This is a genomic window from Pseudoalteromonas piscicida, from assembly GCF_002208135.1.
Classification (GTDB): Bacteria; Pseudomonadota; Gammaproteobacteria; order Enterobacterales; family Alteromonadaceae; genus Pseudoalteromonas; species Pseudoalteromonas piscicida_A.
Map to the genome: position 1 here is coordinate 131,425 of NZ_CP021646.1, position 17,869 is coordinate 149,293.

The 17,869-nt window shown below is 45.8% G+C and carries 17 protein-coding genes; 14 read left to right on the top strand and 3 right to left on the bottom strand.

Features of this window, described 5'->3' with window-relative positions:
* Positions 1–11: 11 nt before the first annotated feature.
* Positions 12–1,139: an acyl-CoA desaturase gene (locus B1L02_RS00610; RefSeq protein ID WP_088529534.1), complete on the bottom strand. Its 1,128-nt coding sequence runs from the start codon at positions 1,137–1,139 to the stop codon at positions 12–14.
* 125 nt (positions 1,140–1,264) lie between these two features.
* Here B1L02_RS00610 and fabR point away from each other — a divergent pair, with 125 nt between their 5' ends.
* The 6 genes from fabR (at position 1,265) to B1L02_RS00640 (ending at position 7,578) form a co-directional block, all read left to right on the top strand.
* Positions 1,265–1,888, top strand: a complete 624-nt coding sequence (gene fabR, locus B1L02_RS00615) for an HTH-type transcriptional repressor FabR (RefSeq protein WP_088529535.1) — start codon at positions 1,265–1,267, stop codon at positions 1,886–1,888.
* A 376-nt stretch (positions 1,889–2,264) separates the two neighbouring features.
* Entirely contained in the window at positions 2,265–3,812 is a 1,548-nt protein-coding gene (leuA, locus tag B1L02_RS00620; protein WP_088532227.1) for a 2-isopropylmalate synthase, read from the top strand.
* Entirely contained in the window at positions 3,809–4,885 is a 1,077-nt protein-coding gene (gene leuB / locus B1L02_RS00625) for a 3-isopropylmalate dehydrogenase (protein WP_010604310.1), read from the top strand. Before leuA ends, leuB begins: the two co-directional genes overlap by 4 nt.
* Positions 4,886–4,900: 15 nt before the next feature.
* Entirely contained in the window at positions 4,901–6,304 is a 1,404-nt protein-coding gene (gene leuC, locus B1L02_RS00630) for a 3-isopropylmalate dehydratase large subunit (RefSeq protein WP_088529536.1), read from the top strand.
* A complete protein-coding gene (gene leuD, locus B1L02_RS00635) occupies positions 6,301–6,900 on the top strand; it encodes a 3-isopropylmalate dehydratase small subunit (RefSeq protein ID WP_088529537.1) in 600 nt (199 codons plus the stop codon). The genes leuC and leuD overlap by 4 nt, the downstream gene beginning before the upstream one ends.
* Positions 6,901–6,987: 87 nt before the next feature.
* Positions 6,988–7,578 carry a hypothetical protein gene (locus B1L02_RS00640; RefSeq protein ID WP_088529538.1) on the top strand — a complete coding sequence of 197 codons (591 nt, stop codon included), beginning with the start codon at positions 6,988–6,990 and terminating at the stop codon, positions 7,576–7,578.
* Positions 7,579–7,629: 51 nt separating this feature from the next.
* Here B1L02_RS00640 and B1L02_RS00645 read toward each other — a convergent pair whose 3' ends face one another.
* Positions 7,630–8,004, bottom strand: coding sequence for a hypothetical protein (locus B1L02_RS00645; protein WP_017219306.1), 375 nt, complete (start codon positions 8,002–8,004; stop codon positions 7,630–7,632).
* A gap of 54 nt (positions 8,005–8,058) precedes the next feature.
* Between B1L02_RS00645 and B1L02_RS00650 the strand changes: the two genes are divergently transcribed.
* Complete coding sequence (locus B1L02_RS00650; RefSeq protein ID WP_017219307.1) at positions 8,059–8,508, top strand: TerB family tellurite resistance protein; 450 nt, start codon at positions 8,059–8,061, stop codon at positions 8,506–8,508.
* Here the strand turns inward: B1L02_RS00650 and B1L02_RS00655 are convergent.
* Positions 8,505–9,038, bottom strand: a complete 534-nt coding sequence (locus B1L02_RS00655) for an RNA polymerase sigma factor (RefSeq protein ID WP_088529539.1) — start codon at positions 9,036–9,038, stop codon at positions 8,505–8,507. The genes B1L02_RS00650 and B1L02_RS00655 overlap by 4 nt on opposite strands.
* A 349-nt stretch (positions 9,039–9,387) precedes the next feature.
* Here B1L02_RS00655 and B1L02_RS25035 point away from each other — a divergent pair, with 349 nt between their 5' ends.
* The 7 genes from B1L02_RS25035 to dhbA are packed head-to-tail and all read left to right on the top strand — an operon-like array spanning position 9,388 to position 17,862.
* Complete coding sequence (locus tag B1L02_RS25035; protein ID WP_269466963.1) at positions 9,388–10,008, top strand: AMP-binding protein; 621 nt, start codon at positions 9,388–9,390, stop codon at positions 10,006–10,008.
* The gene (locus B1L02_RS25040) at positions 10,005–10,301 is read left to right on the top strand and encodes an AMP-binding protein (RefSeq protein ID WP_269466964.1); all 297 of its coding nucleotides are present in this window, start codon (positions 10,005–10,007) and stop codon (positions 10,299–10,301) included. Before B1L02_RS25035 ends, B1L02_RS25040 begins: the two co-directional genes overlap by 4 nt.
* Positions 10,262–11,038, top strand: coding sequence for an AMP-binding protein (locus B1L02_RS25045; RefSeq protein ID WP_269466965.1), 777 nt, complete (start codon positions 10,262–10,264; stop codon positions 11,036–11,038). Before B1L02_RS25040 ends, B1L02_RS25045 begins: the two co-directional genes overlap by 40 nt.
* Positions 11,039–11,057: 19 nt before the next feature.
* Positions 11,058–11,942, top strand: coding sequence for an isochorismatase family protein (locus B1L02_RS00665; RefSeq protein WP_045965763.1), 885 nt, complete (start codon positions 11,058–11,060; stop codon positions 11,940–11,942).
* Positions 11,939–16,270, top strand: coding sequence for a non-ribosomal peptide synthetase (locus B1L02_RS00670; RefSeq protein ID WP_088529540.1), 4,332 nt, complete (start codon positions 11,939–11,941; stop codon positions 16,268–16,270). Before B1L02_RS00665 ends, B1L02_RS00670 begins: the two co-directional genes overlap by 4 nt.
* Positions 16,267–17,088, top strand: coding sequence for a siderophore-interacting protein (locus B1L02_RS00675; protein WP_088529541.1), 822 nt, complete (start codon positions 16,267–16,269; stop codon positions 17,086–17,088). Before B1L02_RS00670 ends, B1L02_RS00675 begins: the two co-directional genes overlap by 4 nt.
* The gene (dhbA, locus tag B1L02_RS00680) at positions 17,089–17,862 is read left to right on the top strand and encodes a 2,3-dihydro-2,3-dihydroxybenzoate dehydrogenase (protein WP_017219313.1); all 774 of its coding nucleotides are present in this window, start codon (positions 17,089–17,091) and stop codon (positions 17,860–17,862) included. It abuts the gene before it with no gap.
* The last annotated feature ends 7 nt before the right edge of the window (positions 17,863–17,869 follow it).

The following is a 17,869-nucleotide window of genomic DNA, read 5'->3' on the forward strand; positions in this document are numbered from 1 at the left end:
GCCGCTGAACGTTATGCCGTTTTCAGTAGCCTCGAATTTAGTGCAATCCAAGCTTGTTTTTGGTTTTGCCAAGCTTGTTCTAACTCTTTATATTGTTGCATCAGTGCGGAATGTTCGCATTGTGCACGTACGGCTTCCTTTTTGGCTTCGAGTACCTGCTTTTGCACAGTACAGTAGTTTTGAAGCTTTTTAAGAAGTAAATCATACTCTTGTTGTAACAATGTAAGCTTATCTTGCGCCAAAGGCAATTTTGCGAGACTGACTTTAGTCTTATTCAACAAGGTCTCCGCCTTGGCTTTTTCAATGCGTTCAACCGGAGTGCGTTTTAGCTTACTAGCAAGGCCAAGCGCTGCAAAAGTGCGGATCAGCCATTTAGTTGGGTCATAATGATACCAGCGAATGCCATTACGGTAGTCGCTCGCGAAAATATGATGGAAGTTATGATAGCCTTCACCGTAAGTGAATAGGGCCAACAGGCCGTTGTCTCTCGCAGTATTTTTTTCGGTATAAGGGCGACTGCCCCAAATGTGCGCCAATGAATTGATAAAGAAAGTAAAGTGTTGACTCAATACGAGTCTAAGCACGCCGGCCAATAGCAGCATGCCAAGTACATTACCTAACAATAGCCCAAGCACTAAAGGGATACCAATGTTAGTAAGCCATACTAACTTCATATAGTGTTTGTGTTGCCACATCACGATAGGGTTACGTTGTAAGTCTCTGGCGTTGTTATAATCACCGTACGTATCGCCTTGATAATCTCTTAGCATCCAGCCGATATGGCTATACCAGAACCCTCGTGTTGCGGCGTATGGATCTTTTACTGGGTCGTCGACTTGACCGTGGTGCACACGGTGATCGCTACTCCAATGTAATATACTGTTTTGTAAAGCGAATGCGCCACCCAACGCAAAAATAACTTGAATTACAGGATGGGCGTCATAGGCTTTATGCGCCCACAAGCGGTGATATCCAGCAGTGATCGACAGACCGGCGTAAAACATACAGGCAACAAAGGCTACCCAGTGGCTGGTGGTATAACCATATTCAAAGCCATACCAAGGCACCAAAGTGATCGCAGCTAAAAACGATAAGCTAAAGAACAGCACATTGGTCCATAAAATGGGTGGTTTTTTCATCAATTAATCTCAAAATCTAATTTCAGCGTACAACTGTACGCTAAAATAGTATTTCATTCTTGCTGCGTCAAGGTTTAGACTGCGGTTTATTGTTCTTATTTTTCGAAGCGAATTGGGGAAAGTCCATGGCTGGTGTACGCGCCCAACAAAAACAGAAGACCCGTCAAGCGCTTATCGAAGCGGCATTTAATCAACTAAGTGCAGAGCATAGTTTCTCGAATTTAAGTTTGCGCGAGGTAGCGAGAGAGGCGGGTATTGCACCCACTTCCTTTTATCGTCACTTCAAAGATATGAACGAGCTCGGGCTGACTATGGTAGATGAAGCGGGCTTAACCTTGCGACAATTAATGCGTCAAGCAAGGCGTCGCATCGCTAAAGGTGGCAGCGTGATCAATACTTCTGTGCACACCTTTATGGAGTTTATTGAACAGTCGAGCAACCAGTTTCGTTTGTTACTACGAGAGCGATCAGGCACTTCCCCTGCGTTTCGTGCCGCGGTTGCCAGAGAAATAAAGCATTTTATCTTAGAGCTTGCTCATTACCTTGAAACAGAAACGGGAGTCGACGCTCATCATGCTCACATGCAAGCCGAAGCGATGGTAACCTTAGTGTTTAGTTCAGGTGCGGAGGCTTTGGACCAAGATCCTCCCCAACGTGCTGAACTGACCGAGCGTTTGAAATGGCAGTTACGATATATCGCAAAAGGTGCCTCTGGTTATGCAAAACACCCAGAGCCAATAAAAAAGTAGCCTAAATTGGCTATTTTTTTATTGGTAATTAAAATTCAAAATTACCCTGCTCATTTCATATCCTATCTGTGTTAACTTCTAATATTGAAATATATTTTCTATAAATAGCATTATTGTGATTTAAGTTACCAATAAAATGAGGTGTAAACTCTATTTTTGGGATAATTTATGCTTGATTGTCGCTTTTAAAGCATGTTAAAACATGACCAATTCATCAACAGGAACACTTAGCTCAATGAAAATGACTGCGCGTATTTCACTCCTTCTTAACCTCCTACTGGTAAACCAGAGGGGTGGGGTGTAATTGCGCGAATTGAGCGACATTTACTGTAGACACCCCGCACTTGCGGGGTTTTTTTTGGCTGAGGGTAAAGGTATGCAAGATAAAGTCTGGATTTTCGATACAACATTAAGGGATGGTGAGCAGGCGTTAAAAGCCAGCTTAACAGAGGAAGATAAAATACAACTGGCGCATACCATTAGTCGTCTTAATGTGGATGTCATGGAAGTGGGTTTTCCAGTATCAAGTCCGGCTGATTTTCGCGCGGTACAACGTATTGCAGCCGAGGTTAAAGGTCCTGCTATTTGTGGCCTTGCTCGTGCGGTTAGTAAAGATATCGACGCGTGTGGCGAAGCCCTTAAAGGCGCTGAGCAGCGCCGCATTCACACTTTTATCGCAACCAGTCCACTGCACCTAGAACATAAGTTAAGAATGAGTCTAGACGATGCGACTAACATGGCGATTAAGGCCATTTCTCAAGCCAGAAAGTACACCGATGATGTTGAGTTTTCATGTGAAGATGCCGGGCGTACGCCTCACTCTGATCTGTGTCGTATTGTTGAAGCGGCGATAAATGCTGGTGCATCTACGATTAACTTACCTGATACCGTAGGTTACGTCACACCAGACGAGTATGCAGCGATGATTTACCATATTCGTAATAATGTGCCTAACATCGACAAAGCCAGGCTAAGCGTCCATTGTCACAATGATTTAGGGCTTGCGGTGGCAAATTCAATCGCGGCGGTACAAGCCGGTGCAAGACAAATCGAATGTACCATTAATGGTATTGGTGAGCGTGCAGGTAACTGCTCACTAGAAGAAGTGGCGATGATCATGAAGATGCGCCAAGACCACCTAAAAGTGTACACAGATATTCGTAGCGAAGAGATTTATCGCGCGTCGCGCCAAGTTGCCAAAATCTGCAATATGCCGGTGCAGCCAAACAAGGCAATTGTAGGCGAAAATGCCTTTGCACACAGCTCGGGTATTCACCAGGATGGTGTGTTAAAAGCACAAAACACCTATGAAATCATGGCACCAGAAACCGTTGGTGTGCCGAGTAACCAATTAAATATGACTTCACGCTCTGGTCGACATGTTATCGAGCATCGTCTTACCGAGCTTGGCTATCAAAAATCGGATTACGATATGGATAGCCTGTATGAAAGCTTTTTGGCGTTAGCCGATCAAAAGGGCACGGTTTACGACTATGATCTTGAAGCGATGATTTATTTCAACCAAATCAAAGATAAAGACGAGCGCTACCAATTACAGTTCGTCAACGCATCTTCGAACTCTCAATCAATTGCGAGCGCGACAGTGGGGATTGCCTTGAATGGTGAGCTTAAGCAAGAAGCGGCAACTGGCAACGGTCCAGTAGAAGCAGCGTTCTTAGCTATTGAGCGTATCACAGGCATGGCGGTGGAAGTCGTGGAATATAACCTAGATGCGACGGGTAAAGGGGCAAGCTCACTTGGCCAAGTCGATATTATTGCCAAGTTTGATGGTAAACAATATCACGGTGTGGGGCTTGCAGCAGACATCGTGGAAGCGTCAGTGAGAGCCATGATCCGAGTATATAACCTAATTGATAGAGCACAAAAAGTGTCTAGCCTAAAACAACAAAGGAAAGCAGGATGAGTCAAGCAAACTACAAAATCGCCGTACTAGCTGGAGATGGAATTGGCCCAGAAGTGATGCAAGCCGCTGAGCTGGTATTAGATAAAGTGGCGACTAAGTTCAACTTTGCTTTAGAAAAGTCACCACAAGCGATTGGTGGTGCGGCCATAGACCAATTTGGCGAGGCCCTACCCGCGGCGACATTAGCCGCGTGTGAGGCCGCTGATGCGATTTTATTTGGCTCTGTGGGTGGGCCTAAGTGGGAGCACTTACCACCAAATGAGCAACCAGAGCGGGCATCCTTATTACCGCTTAGAAAGCATTTTCAGCTATTTTGTAATCTGCGTCCTGCGCAGCTATTACCCGCATTGAGCGCAGCCTCTCCACTACGCAGTGACATTAGCCAGCAAGGCTTTGATATTTTATGCGTCCGTGAGCTTACTGGCGGGATTTATTTTGGCGAAAAAGGTCGCCAAGGTGAGGGCGAAAGCGAGTCGGCGTTTGATACGCAAACCTATTCGCGCAAAGAAATCGAACGCATCGCCCGTTTTGCTTTTGATGCCGCGAGACTTAGAAGCAATCATGTGACTTCTGTAGATAAAGCCAACGTGCTGGCAACCAGTGTACTGTGGCGTGAAGTGGTCAATGAAGTCGCGAAAGAATACCCAGATGTGGCGCTTGATCACATCTATATCGACAACGCTGCGATGCAGTTGGTAAAGCAACCAAGCCAGTTTGATGTGCTACTGTGCGATAACCTGTTCGGTGACATCCTTTCTGATGAATGTGCAATGATCACGGGGTCCATGGGGTTATTACCATCGGCAAGCCTAAATCAATCGGGTTTTGGCTTATATGAACCTGCGGGCGGCTCAGCGCCAGATATCGCCGGAAAAGGGGTGGCAAACCCAATTGCACAGATCTTAAGTGCCGCGCTGATGCTACGTTATTCATTGGGGCAAGACGAAGCGGCGCGCGCAATTGAAAAGGCAGTAGCAGAAGCGGTGAAAGATGGTGTAGGTACACCGGATATCTATCCCCAAGCTGGATTTACGACTATGGATGTCGCGCAAGCGATCGTCGACAGGGTTTAATAAAGGTAAGAGCAAGTGGCAAAAACATTATACGATAAAATTTGGCAATCCCATGTGGTTGCTAAATTAAACGAGCAAACCGATCTGTTATACATTGACCGTCATCTGGTACACGAAGTTACTTCACCGCAGGCGTTTGCGGGATTAAGAGAGCATAATCGTCCGGTAAGATGTCCAGAAAAAACCTTTGCGACGATGGATCATAATGTCTCGACCAAGAGTCGTTCGATTGATGCTGCCAGCGAGGTGAGCAAAAACCAGCTGCAAGCGTTGGCACAAAACTGTGAAGAGTTTGGCATTGTACTTTACGATTTGAATTCGATTAACCAAGGCATAGTGCACGTAATGGGACCTGAGCAAGGGATCACTTTGCCGGGTACAACGATTGTCTGTGGCGATAGTCATACCTCAACGCATGGTGCATTTGGTGCACTGGCTCACGGTATTGGTACATCAGAGGTTGAGCATGTGCTGGCCACGCAAACATTACAACAGAAAAAAGCCAAATCGTTAAAAATTCAAGTGAATGGCGTATTGCGTCCGACCGTGACTGCAAAAGACCTGATCCTCGCTGTGATTGGGCAATTAGGCACAGCTGGTGGCACTGGCTATGTGGCTGAGTTTTGTGGGACGGGGATCGAGGCGCTGTCTATGGAAGCGCGGATGACGCTTTGCAACATGAGTATTGAAATGGGGGCGAAAGCCGGCTTGATTGCACCTGACGAGAAAACCTTTGCGTATTTACGTGGTCGTCCATTTGCACCTCAAGGCGAAGACTTTGATGCTGCGGTGCGCTATTGGCAAACCTTGCATAGCGACCCGGATGCTGAATTTGATCGTGTCGTGGAGCTGGATGCTGATAGTGTGCAACCTCAAGTAACCTGGGGGACAAGTCCAGAGCAAGTCATTGGTATTAATGACTTAGTACCTAACCCTGACGATGAACCTAATTTAGTCAAAGCAGATGCGATGCGCAGCGCGCTGAAATATATGGGCCTCACAGCAGGACAAAGGCTAAGCGATGCCAAAGTCGACACCGTATTCATTGGCTCTTGCACCAATAGCCGTATTGAAGATTTGCGTGCCGCGGCACAAGTGGTGGCGGGCAAGCGTGTAGCGGCAGGCGTTGAAGCGCTTATCGTCCCAGGATCTGGGTTAGTAAAGCAGCAAGCCGAACAAGAGGGCTTAGCCGATATTTTCAAAGCTGCTGGATTTGAGTGGCGTGAACCGGGCTGCTCTATGTGCTTGGCGATGAACGATGATCGTCTTGGCGCAGAAAAGCGCTGTGCATCGACCTCAAACCGTAACTTTGAAGGGCGGCAAGGGCGAGGCGGTCGTACGCATTTGGTGAGTCCAGCAATGGCGGCGGCAGCAGCAATTGCCGGTCACTTTACTGATATTCGAGGAGAGGCGTCATGAGCGTGTTTCATCAGGGCCTAGTTGCGCCATTAGACAAAAACAATGTTGATACAGACCAAATTATTCCCAAGCAGTTTTTAACTTCAACCAGCCGCGATGGGTTTGATAAAGCGCTGTTTTATGATTGGCGCTATCTTGAAGATGGCCAGCCAGATCCGAACTTTGTGCTTAACTATCGACAATATCAGGGCGCGTCCATCTTGTTAACACGTGACAACTTTGGTTGTGGTTCGTCTCGTGAGCATGCTCCTTGGGCATTAAAACAATATGGTTTTACCGTGATCTTAGCCGAGAGCTTTGCCGATATCTTTTTTAACAATTGTGGTAATAACCAAATGCTTTGCATTGCATTACCAGCCAGTACGTTAGATACGCTTTTCGATGCGTGCGAGCAACAATCACACGTGCATTTGAGTATTGACCTAGAAGCGCAGCAGATCAGCGGAGCAGGTATTGCACCAATTGACTTTGAGGTGCGAGAAGACATCAAAACACGCCTCTTGAGTGGTCTTGATTTTATCGGTGAGACTGAATTATTAAACACCCAAATTGATGCTTTTGAGCAGCAGCTTGCTACTACAAGACCTTGGCAATAATACCTGCTTACTCAATTTGGTCGAATAATTTTGCCACAAAGCCAGAAGCTGATTAAGCTCTGGCTTTATTTGTTTTAGGTGTCTCCAATGAAAAAATTAACTTTAGCGCTACTCGCGACCTTGAGCTGTGCCGCCTTTGCGCGTCCTGCCCCGCTGGTTTCAATTCCAAGCCATGATGCATTTTTTGACGCTATTAAAGCGCATTGTGGTAAAGCCTACGAAGGTAAAGTGACAGTGGATAATCAAGGGCCAAGCAGCTTTAGTGATGCTCGCCTTGTGATGCACGTTCGTAAATGCAGCGACTCTGAGCTTCAAGTTCCATTTCATGTAGGAAAAGATGCTTCAAGAACTTGGATCATCACCAAAACAGGGAGTGGTTTGAGCTTGAAGCACGATCACCGTCATGAAGATGGCAGCGACGATGTTTCTACTATGTATGGTGGTCATACCTTAGATGCGGGATTTAACACCGTGCAGTCGTTCCCAGCTGATGAATACTCAAAACAGTTATTCGTCCAGCAAGGGATCCCGCAGTCAGTCGGAAATACATGGCAGATGTATATCTACCCAGAGCAGTTTACCTATCGTTTGGTGCGTGAAGGGCGAGAGTTTCGAGTGGACTTTGATTTAACTAAACCAATCGCCGCACCAAAAGCGCCTTGGGGATATGAAGACTAAACCCAGCGCGGGTTACTGAAAAAGATTTATAGCGCTAACAAAAATGTGTGGCTATTTGGCCACACATTTTACGTCTACCGTTAAGTCATTCTGATAAGGTCGTGGCTCTAATGGCATCTTATCAAAGCCTTGAACGCCACCAAGTAATGTCAATTGTGGGTTACTGCCTTGGCATAAGCGTTTGGCATGGCGCAGCAAAAATACGCTTTGTTGCCTAAAATGCGCATAACTATCTGGCTTAATTGCCAGTCGAAAGTGGTCATCGTTATACGTGGTTTGCTCATAATGTACTTTGTGGTCAAAGTCATAGAGCTTTTCAGGTTCGCCCCGTGGAACTGGTGTATATTGGCACGCCGAGAGCAGTGTTACACCTACGACTAGGGAACTTAGCTTTAATGAATTTAGTCTCAATGATAACTTACGCATAACTGTCCTTTTAGTCTGCTACATTTACAGTATATCACATGGGAGATTAGCTACTTGCTTAACCAACTTAAAAAACTATTTCAAAGCTTGCAGGAATCATCACCGAAACAAGAAATCGACTTTAATACCGCGCTTGCTGCATTGTTGGTTGAAGTGATGCGAGCGGACGGCAAACTACAACAGTCGGAGTTCGATAAAATTGCGGAGCTACTCAAAACACGTTGTGAATTGCCTGAACCACAAGTCAGTGCACTGATAACACAAGCACAGCAATTGGTGGAACAGGCGGTAGATATGTATTCTTTTGCCAAACAAGTGAATAACCACACCAGCGACATAGAGCGCATCGAGATCATTGAGTTATTGTGGCACGTTGCTTATGCAGATGGCGAACTCGACAGCCATGAAGACCATATCATTCGGAAAATAGCCGGGCTGTTTTATGTTGCTCACCCTGATTTCATTGCTGCAAAATTACGCGTTCAAGCTGGTTTAGATACTTAGTGTGCTAATACGGTTTGACACGTTACAATCACTTCTTGAATTATAAAATTCACTAACGTCGGTGAAATTGCACATATCTTGGCAATATCCTTCTGCTTGTAATCACCACGTTTATACAAGCTTAGAATGTTCTGGTGGCGTTTTGATAGAGAGCTTACCGCTTGCATCATACAGCCATCTAGATTTTGCTCAATTAAGGTTTCTTCAGCGCTGACTTGCTTGTCAGTGTATTGTCCTGGCTGTGCGCTATCTAAGCTAACCCAGCTTTCCTTTGATTTTTTCCTTACCATATCAATTGCAATATTTCTTGCTGTTTGATAGCAGTAAGCCAAACGATTGCTAATGGCTTGATCTTGTTCATCAGGCATTTTTGACAGACGAATATACGTTTCCTGTAAAGCGTCTTCTGCGAGGTATTGGCAGTGAAGAATAGTGGTTAAATATGCAGTCAATTTCTCCCTTTGTACTTCAATTATATCGGCCCAACGACGAACATCTACCGTATTATCTGAGCGCAACACTACTGCCATTTTATCCCTCTATGATTGATAATGAAAATAATTCTCAATTAGATCCTAAGTTTTTTATCGGGTTTTTGTCAATAGCTAAATCGAATTTTAATTTACTTATTTGTAACGTTTGTGTCATCAAAAGGTGCGTAGGTAAAAATATGAACAGTTATGAGAATTATTTTAAATTTTTCTAAATTAATCTTAGGGGCAATCGTCATTAGGGGGTTAGCGGCAAATTGGATCTCGGTGTTTGGTATTAAGGTTTTGATAATTAAGTGGTATTTTTAATTTCATTATTTTTTCTAAACGCCGAATGGATTTTGCATAACGAAATAACCCACATAGGAAATTTCATAAGGTCGTATTTATGTTAAAAAGTTGTGTTAGTTGGCCTGTTGAGGATGCAGAGCGATATCGCAATCTTGGATATTGGATAGATGAAGAGTTAAGTCAGATCTTAGAGCGTCAAGTACAAGAAAATCCGACCCAAATTGCAGTTATCGATAACGATATCGAGAAGTCCTATGCATGCTTGGAAAAAGAGGCGACGAGACTGGCGAGTTATATGGCTGCGCAAGGACTTTGTGCCGGTGACACCGCTATTGTGCAATTGCCTAATTGCTACGAATTCTATGTGGTATTTTTTGCTTTACAAAAGCTGGCGGTGTTACCTGTTAATGCTTTGATGAATCATAACCAAGTAGAGTTAACACATTACGCCGCCGCTCTGCAGCCAAAGTTGATCATTGCGGACGCAAAGCATTCTTTGTTTGGTGATAGTCAATTCTTTGAACAGTTACAAGCGTGTACACCGCAGCTACAGCATGTGCTGCTGCGCGGTCAAAGTACTTGGGCGAAAGAGCTTGGTGAAAAGCTGCATGCTTCTGCATGCTTTGAGCATTTTGATTCTCTGCCTTTTCGTAAGCATCAAGCGGACAATGTGGCATTCTTTCAATTGTCGGGGGAAGCACAGGTACACCTAAGTTGATCCCTCGTACCCATAATGATTATTACTATAGTGTTCGCCAAAGTGTCGAAGTGTGTCAATGGAATAAACAAACGCGATACCTTTGCGCTCTACCTGCCGCACACAATTTTCCGCTTAGTTCACCCGGCGCATTGGGAGTGTTTTACGCTGGTGGTACAGTGATCTGTGCTCCAGAACCCTCACCAAGCAGCTGTTTTAGGCTGATCGAGGCCCATAAACCAAATTGGGCCGCTTTGGTTCCCCTGCGGTTTCTTTGTGGCTCGATTCCCGAGAGCGACAACGCTATGACCTAAGCTCGTTAACTGTGCTCCAAGTCGGTGGAGCTAAGCTCAGTGCCACCCTCGCTGCCAGAATGGAAAAAGAGCTTGTTGTGACGTTGCAGCAGGTATTTGGCATGGCGGAAGGGCTTGTCAACTATACCCGTCTCGATGATGACGAATGGACGCGACATCATACACAAGGTCGACCAATGAGTGCAGCTGACGAAATCCGTATCGTCGACGAGAATAATCAACCAGTACCTCAAGGAGAGGCTGGGTTATTAACGACTAAAGGGCCTTATACATTTCGTGGTTATTTAAACGCTGAACTTCATAACTTAGCTGCATTTACTGAAGATGGTTTTTACTGTAGTGGTGATGTGGTTAAACAAACTGCATCGGGCGACATAATTGTTGAGGGCCGCGATAAGGATCAAATCAATAAAGGTGGCGAAAAGGTCGCAGCAGAAGAAGTCGAGAACCAAATATTGGCACATCCTGCGGTTCATGATTGTGCGGTTGTTGCAATGCCAGATAGTCTGTTGGGTGAGCGTATATGCGCATTTGTCGTGCCGCGAGAAGAGCTTGACCAACGACTCACAAGGGCAACGCTCAACCGTTTTGTTCGAGGTCGTGGGCTCGCTGATTACAAGTATCCTGACCGCTTTGAATTTATTGCGTCACTACCAAAAACGAAAGTTGGAAAGATCGATAAACGCGCGTTGCGTGAGCATATCGCTAATCTACTTACCTCATCACAAACTGCATAATACTCAATAGGATAAACTCATGGCAATCCCACGTATTTCTTCATATCCATTACCATCAAGCCGCCCGGAAAATCGCACGGAGTGGAAAATTAACCCGAGCAAAGCGGTGCTATTGGTTCACGATATGCAATCTTATTTTGTGAATTTCTATGATACAACGCAAGCACCGATGCGGTCTTTGATCCAACAAATTAGTAATTTAATCGTAGCAGCCAAAGCTGCTGGTATTCCTGTTGTGTATACTGCACAGCCCGCAAATCAAGATCCGAAAGATAGAGCGCTGTTAACCGATTTTTGGGGAACTGGTCTGACTGAGCAAGACACGAGTATTTTACCTGCACTTGCTCCAACTGCCGATGATAAGGTTTATACCAAGTGGCGTTACAGCGCATTTAAACGTAGTACCCTACTTGAGGATATGCAGGCACAAGGTCGAGACCAGCTTATTATCTGTGGAATTTATGCCCATATCGGTATCTTATCTACGGCATTAGACGCCTTTATGTATGACGTAAAAGCATTCGTTGTTGCGGATGCTGTCGCAGACTTTGGTGAAGCAGAACATCTCCATGCGATGGAGTATGTTTCTTCTCGTTGTGGGCAGGTGCAATTGTTGGACGAGGTTATCGCTGCGTGCACGCCACAAAATACACAACAGAAGTTATCTTTGGACTCGATGCAGGAGGCGATTGCAGCATTGCTTTGCATTGATGTGGAAGAGGTTGATCCTGAAGAAAATTTACTCTATCTAGGATTAGATTCCATTCGCGTAATGACATTGATTGATCAGTGGCGGGCGCAAGGCATCGATATTACGCTAGCTGAACTTGCAGAAAGCACCACACTTAATGAGTGGTATGAAATTCTAGTGGGCAAAGCACCGCTGGCGATGGAACCTGCATGAGTAATTGGCCTTTAACCGCTGCGCAACTTGGGATTTGGCTTGGGCAGGCAAAACAGCCTACTAGTACGCGCTATAACACTGCTGAGTATGTTGAGTTAAACGTGCCAATAAATGCTGAAGATTGGCTGTTAACTGCTTCTAGAGTGCTACAAAGTACGACGGCAATCAATGTACGCTTTATTGAACATCAAGGTGTGCCGACAACTCAATTACTCAGTGAAGCTGAGCGAGTGGCAAAGTTGGGAGACTATGTCGACTTGTCAGATAGCGATGATGCCGCGTTTGCAGCACAGCAGCTTTTGATAAAGTGGCAAGCTCAGTCTTATGACTTAGCCAATGGCGACTTATATCGTCATGTGTTAATCCGACTTGCCACTAACCACTACTATTGGGCACTTGGTGCGCATCATATTGCGATGGATGGCTTTAGTTTTGCGCTGGTTTCTAATCGAGTGATTCAGGCCTATGAGGGGGCTCAAGTTACGGCTGATGAAACTCAATATCAAGCTGTCATCACTGAAGATAGTCAGTACAGTCAAAGCAAGTGGTATCAGCAGGATAGGCTGTATTGGCACCAGCAGCTGCAAGGTCTGGATAATGCTGCAGCCCTGACAACACAAGTGTTAAATACAGAGGCGGACAAGGAAAAGGTTACGACGCAATTATCAGCAACTTTGCTCAATCAATTAGAGGCTCGAGCCAATTCGGTCGACGCCAACTGGTCTGAACTATTACTAACCGTGGTTAGCGCTATTGTCTATCAACGCACTGGGGTGGCGAAAACGATCATGGGCATGCCTGTTGCCAATCGTATGGCATCAAAAGCTGCGAATACGCCCTGCATGCATATGAATATTGTACCGGTTCCAGTGGACTTTGTGCTTGTTGAGAGTTTTGAAGGTTTAATCCGTCAGGTCAGTGAGCAATTGCGTCAAGCTAGAAGGCATTTTCGATATCGTTATGAAGATTTAAAAGCTGAAGCTGCGACCTTGCAATTGCCAACAAGATTGTTTGGTGCAGTTGTTAATATTTTACCTTTTGAACGTCATGAAACCTGCCAAGGTGAAGCAGTGACAAGTCATACCGTGTCTGCTGGGCCTGTTGAGGACATTGCATTTATTTTTATCAAGCAAATGGACGGCAGTATTCGTTTCGAGATTGAAGGTAACCAAAGTGGCTATAGTAAAGCTGAGTTGTTGAGTATACAAAGTGAAACGTTGCAGTTTCTCCATGCTGTTGCTGTGGACTTGCAAATGCCATTACGCGTTACCAATCGGGACTTTGCGATAAGCGAGACTCCAGCACCTGTGGAGCAGAGTGACGTACTTAGTTGTTTATTGGAGTTATCAAGGAAGTCGCCTAAATCAATAGCGGTTCAGACGATAGATGGACATGCTATTAGCTATGAGCGGTTAGTACAGCAAGTGCTATGGCTAGCAAAACGCCTTAGAGTCAAAGCTTCCGTCGATGATGGTACCGTATTACTAGCACTGCCTCGTAGCCAATATACAGTGATTGCAATGTGGGCCGTATTTGCTGCGCAGCACCGCTTCGTTTTTATTGATAGCGATGCTCCTTCTGCGCGTAATCGTAGTATTATCGCTGATGCTAAGCCATGCCTAGCATTGGTGGATGATAGTAGTGAAGGGTTAGCTGAGATCCGCGACGCTGGCGTTACACAGCTTAATATTGCAAGCGAACTTGCAAATGCCCAGCTTGAAGCGTTTGCTGCCACCCCATCAATACTTCCTTTATTAGAACAAGCCTATTTAATCTATACCTCAGGTTCCACGGGTAAGCCTAAAGGGGTGCAGATAAGCCACGACGCATTGGCAGGTTTTGTAAGTGGCGCACGTCTGGCCTACCAAGTAGGTGCTCAAGATAGAGTATTACAGTTTGCGCCCTTTCATTTTGATACCTGTATTGAAGAAGTCTTTGTTACTTTGACGGCCGGTGCGACGTTGATACTGCGTAATGACGCCATGTTGGAGTCTTTTGAGGATTTTCTTGCCGAACTAGAAAACCAACGTATTACTATACTCGATTTACCTACCGCTTACTGGCATGAGCTTTGTCGACACCTGTGCGCGACTCGCCGTATGCTTCCTGCGTCAATTCATACCATCATTATAGGCGGAGAGGCGGTTAATCGTCAGCGTGTAGAAGCGTGGCGTGAGCAGTTTAAACAGTCTGTACGTTTACTTAACACTTACGGCCCGACGGAAGCTACAGTCGTTGCTACTGCCATTGATCTCAGTAAAGCAACAAATCCAAACTTAATTGGTTTACCCTTACCCGGACGCGGTGCTGTGGTAATGCGTGAAAAAGGCCAGATCGCAAAATTTGGCGAGCGCGGAGAGCTCTGGCTTACGGGCGTGGGTTTATCGAGCGGTTATTTGGGTCTGGCCGAGCAAACTGCTGCTGCGTTTGTTTCATTTTGGGATCCGCAAGCTATGCGGAGCATAGCAGCTTACCGTACCGGAGACATTGTGCGGATGCATAAAAGTGGGCAACTTGAATATCTTGGCCGCGTCGATGCCCAGTTAAAAATCAGTGGCTACCGGATTGAAATTGGTGAGATTGAAGCTGTGCTATTGAGTGTTCCTGCCATTCTTGAAGCCGCGGTGACTGTGGTTAAGAATGCGCAAGGTAGTGCAACTGCTTTGGCGGCGCATATAGTGAGTACCACCGCATTGGCGTTAAATGATTTACGCACAGTGCTGAGTGAGCAGTTACCCGCTCCAATGTTACCTGCACAGCTTTATCAATATGAAGCTTTACCTAAAACACCGGCCAATAAAATCGATCGCAAGCGATTATCTGAGCAGCAAAATGCCGCCTGTGACGCTGAGGTTATGAGTGACTTTGAAACACAGATAGCTGCCGTTTGGCGGGAAGTTCTGGGCGTGAGTAATGTCCGGTTAGCCGATAACTTTTTCAGCATTGGGGGGCAGTCACTCCAATGTATTCAAGTTGCAGGGCGGCTAACACAACTACTTAATAAAACGGTGAATGTCGCATTTTTATTTGCGCATCCTAAACTCGTCGACTTGTGTAATGCACTACAGCTTGGTGATGAATTAGCACACAAGACGAACGCGGATATCGCGACAACGATAAAAGCAGACCTTGCTCAATTTAGAGGTAAGCTGTTGCAGGTCCAGCCGCATACACTAACTGAAACTAGTGAGGAAACGGTGTTGCTGACCGGTGCGACGGGATTTGTTGGTGCGCAGTTACTGGCGCATTTACTTGCGAAGCCGGATCTAAGTGTAATTTGTAGTGTAAGAGCTAATAACATAGAGCATGGGTTCGAACGGTTACAGCAAGCCTTTGACATGCAAAACCTTGGTGAAATAGATAGTTCTAGGATAACGCTGCTACTCGGAGATATTGCCTCGTCACAACTTGGGTTGAGTGATGCTGACTATCAACAGCTGGGCATGCGCGTGACTCGAATATTACACAATGCAGCGCATACCTCTGTGTTACGTGATTACAGTAGCTTAAAAGTGGCAAATACAGATGCGACAGCGGAATTATTGATGTTCGCGAAATATTTTAGTTTGCCATTTAATCACGTCTCGACTATTGCGGTCGCACCGCAGTCCGCAGTACCTCTTGATGAGGCGTTTATTCCTTATCATAGTGGCCTTCACGATGGTTATCAGCAATCAAAATGGGTTGCGGAAGCGATGGTAGAAACCGCTATTCAACAGGGGGTAGCAGCACAAGTATATCGCTTAGCACGAGTTACGGGGGCCAAACAAAGTGGCTATATTAATCACAATGACTTGGTATGGCGCATCTTGCGCTCTGGACTTAAGTTTCATCGTTTGCCTGAGCTTGCTGTGTCTGAGCCGTGGACGCCTGTAGATAGAGTTGCCAAATTTGTTAGCGCACAAACTTTAACGCCTACTACAGCGGCTGTCTTTAACGTGACACCGCAAACTTTAGTGTCGTTACCGGAGTTGTATCAATGGCTTATCGATTTTGGTTTTGTTTTCAAAGTGGAATCTTTGTTGAGCTGGTTGGCTGTTCTTGAACAGTCACAAGATGAAGAAGATCTAGCGATTGCAAGCTTCTTTACAAGTCAGCCGCAGCAATCACAAAAAGCGACGACATTGGTTGCGAGCAATCAGAGTTTTATCTCAGCAAGTCTCCAACACGATGCGAGTTTGCAGTCTTTTGTAAAGGCCGACTTAGCGCGCTACCTCATTTATGCCTTTACCAGCAACTTGCTAAAAATTGAACACCATCCTGAAGCGTATAAACGACTGCAGACATTACAGGCTAAATTTTCTGAATCGAAAGAGGAGTTGTCATGAAGCAGCGACAACCAGTTCCACCTAGCGGTCCTCGCCGTGTATTTTGTGTAGCCAAGCGCTATATCACGCCACACTTGTTGCGGATCACCGTTTCTGGCGAAGCGTTACATGGCTTCCCAAGCGGTTATGATGGTGCGCATATCAAGCTATTCTTCGCAAATAGAACAACCGGCACATTATCACTCCCAACACGTGATGATAGCGGTAAAATTGTTTGGCCGACGGATCGCCCGGTGACAAGGGCTTACACGGTGCGAGCTTATCGATCAGACAGCAATGAATTGGATATTGATTTTGTAGTGCACGGCTCCCACAGTCCAGCATCTGGCTGGGCGGTCAATGCCGACGTTGGCGCTGAACTTGGGGTTGCAGGGCCCGGTGGGCCAGATCCATTGCTAGCGGATGCGGATTGGCACGTGCTTGCAGGCGACCTTACAGCTGTTCCGGCGATTAGCGCGCTGCTCGAGGGGTTTGAGGCAGAGCGACGAGCTGAAGTCTTTATTGAAATAGATTCATTAGATGATAAGCATACTATTACTGCACCATCAGGTGTCAATATTCATTGGTTGCTGCGTCAAAGTGGAGACTGTGAACAACTTGCAAGAGCAATTGCAAATGTTGCAATACCCTCAGGTGTGACTTCTATCAGTGCTTTTATTGCTGGCGAAAATGGTGCAGTACTGGCGTGTCGTAAGCAGCTTATTCAAGATTTTGGGTTATCAAAAAAACAACTGTATGCCATTCCATATTGGCGTCGCGGTCAGGATGAAGAAACCTATCATGAACGCCGCCATGAAATCATGGATGAGGTGTACTAGATGTCCAATGAATGTGAATTTACAGGGCGTATTGCGTTGGTGACGGGAGCTTATCAGGGCATAGGTAAAGCACTGGTCGAGCAACTATTAGCACGCGGAGCGATTGTAGTTGCGGCAGATATTGCTATTGCCGCGAGTCAACTCCAAGAAGTAACGGCTAATCACTTCCAAATCCATCTTGATGTTACTAACAAAAACCTTGTGCAAACCGTAGTTGAGGAAATTGAAATCCAGCTCGGTGCACTAGAGTATGTTGCCAGTGTCGCTGGTATTTTGCACATGGGAACGCTGCTAGAACAAAGCGATGCCCAGTGGCTTGATACGTTTGCCGTAAATTGCCATGGGCCATTTTATTTATGTCAGGCGGTGGCGAATAAGATGCGGATAAGAAAGCGTGGTGCCATCGTTGCTGTGAGCAGTAATGCAGCTAGCACACCTAGAGTGAATATGGGAAGTTATTGCGCTTCAAAGGCGGCCTTGAGTGCGATGATTAAAACGCTAGCCCTAGAAGTCGCACCGTTTAACATTCGGTGTAACCTAGTTGCGCCGGGGTCTACCGACACTCAAATGCAGCAGCAGCTATGGCGCGATGAAAATGGTGCTGAGCAAACCATTCAAGGCGATTTAACGCAATTCAAATTAGGTATTCCACTAGGTCGTATCGCCTCAGCGACGGATATCGCAAACAGTATTTTGTTTTTACTCAGTGACCAAGCTCGACACATCACCATGGCTAATCTGTTGGTTGATGGTGGGGCGACACTAGGACATTAATTTTCGA

Excerpts from the sequence above, each read along its gene's own strand:
- B1L02_RS00610 (WP_088529534.1), bottom strand. The coding sequence starts at position 1,139 with ATGAAAAAACCACCCATTTTATGGACCAATGTGCTGTTCTTTAGCTTA.
- fabR (WP_088529535.1), top strand. The coding sequence starts at position 1,265 with ATGGCTGGTGTACGCGCCCAACAAAAACAGAAGACCCGTCAAGCGCTT.
- leuA (WP_088532227.1), top strand. The coding sequence starts at position 2,265 with ATGCAAGATAAAGTCTGGATTTTCGATACAACATTAAGGGATGGTGAG.
- leuB (WP_010604310.1), top strand. The coding sequence starts at position 3,809 with ATGAGTCAAGCAAACTACAAAATCGCCGTACTAGCTGGAGATGGAATT.
- leuD (WP_088529537.1), top strand. The coding sequence starts at position 6,301 with ATGAGCGTGTTTCATCAGGGCCTAGTTGCGCCATTAGACAAAAACAAT.
- B1L02_RS00640 (WP_088529538.1), top strand. The coding sequence starts at position 6,988 with ATGAAAAAATTAACTTTAGCGCTACTCGCGACCTTGAGCTGTGCCGCC.
- B1L02_RS00645 (WP_017219306.1), bottom strand. The coding sequence starts at position 8,004 with ATGCGTAAGTTATCATTGAGACTAAATTCATTAAAGCTAAGTTCCCTA.
- B1L02_RS00655 (WP_088529539.1), bottom strand. The coding sequence starts at position 9,038 with ATGGCAGTAGTGTTGCGCTCAGATAATACGGTAGATGTTCGTCGTTGG.
- B1L02_RS25035 (WP_269466963.1), top strand. The coding sequence starts at position 9,388 with ATGTTAAAAAGTTGTGTTAGTTGGCCTGTTGAGGATGCAGAGCGATAT.
- B1L02_RS00665 (WP_045965763.1), top strand. The coding sequence starts at position 11,058 with ATGGCAATCCCACGTATTTCTTCATATCCATTACCATCAAGCCGCCCG.
- B1L02_RS00670 (WP_088529540.1), top strand. The coding sequence starts at position 11,939 with ATGAGTAATTGGCCTTTAACCGCTGCGCAACTTGGGATTTGGCTTGGG.
- B1L02_RS00675 (WP_088529541.1), top strand. The coding sequence starts at position 16,267 with ATGAAGCAGCGACAACCAGTTCCACCTAGCGGTCCTCGCCGTGTATTT.
- dhbA (WP_017219313.1), top strand. The coding sequence starts at position 17,089 with ATGTCCAATGAATGTGAATTTACAGGGCGTATTGCGTTGGTGACGGGA.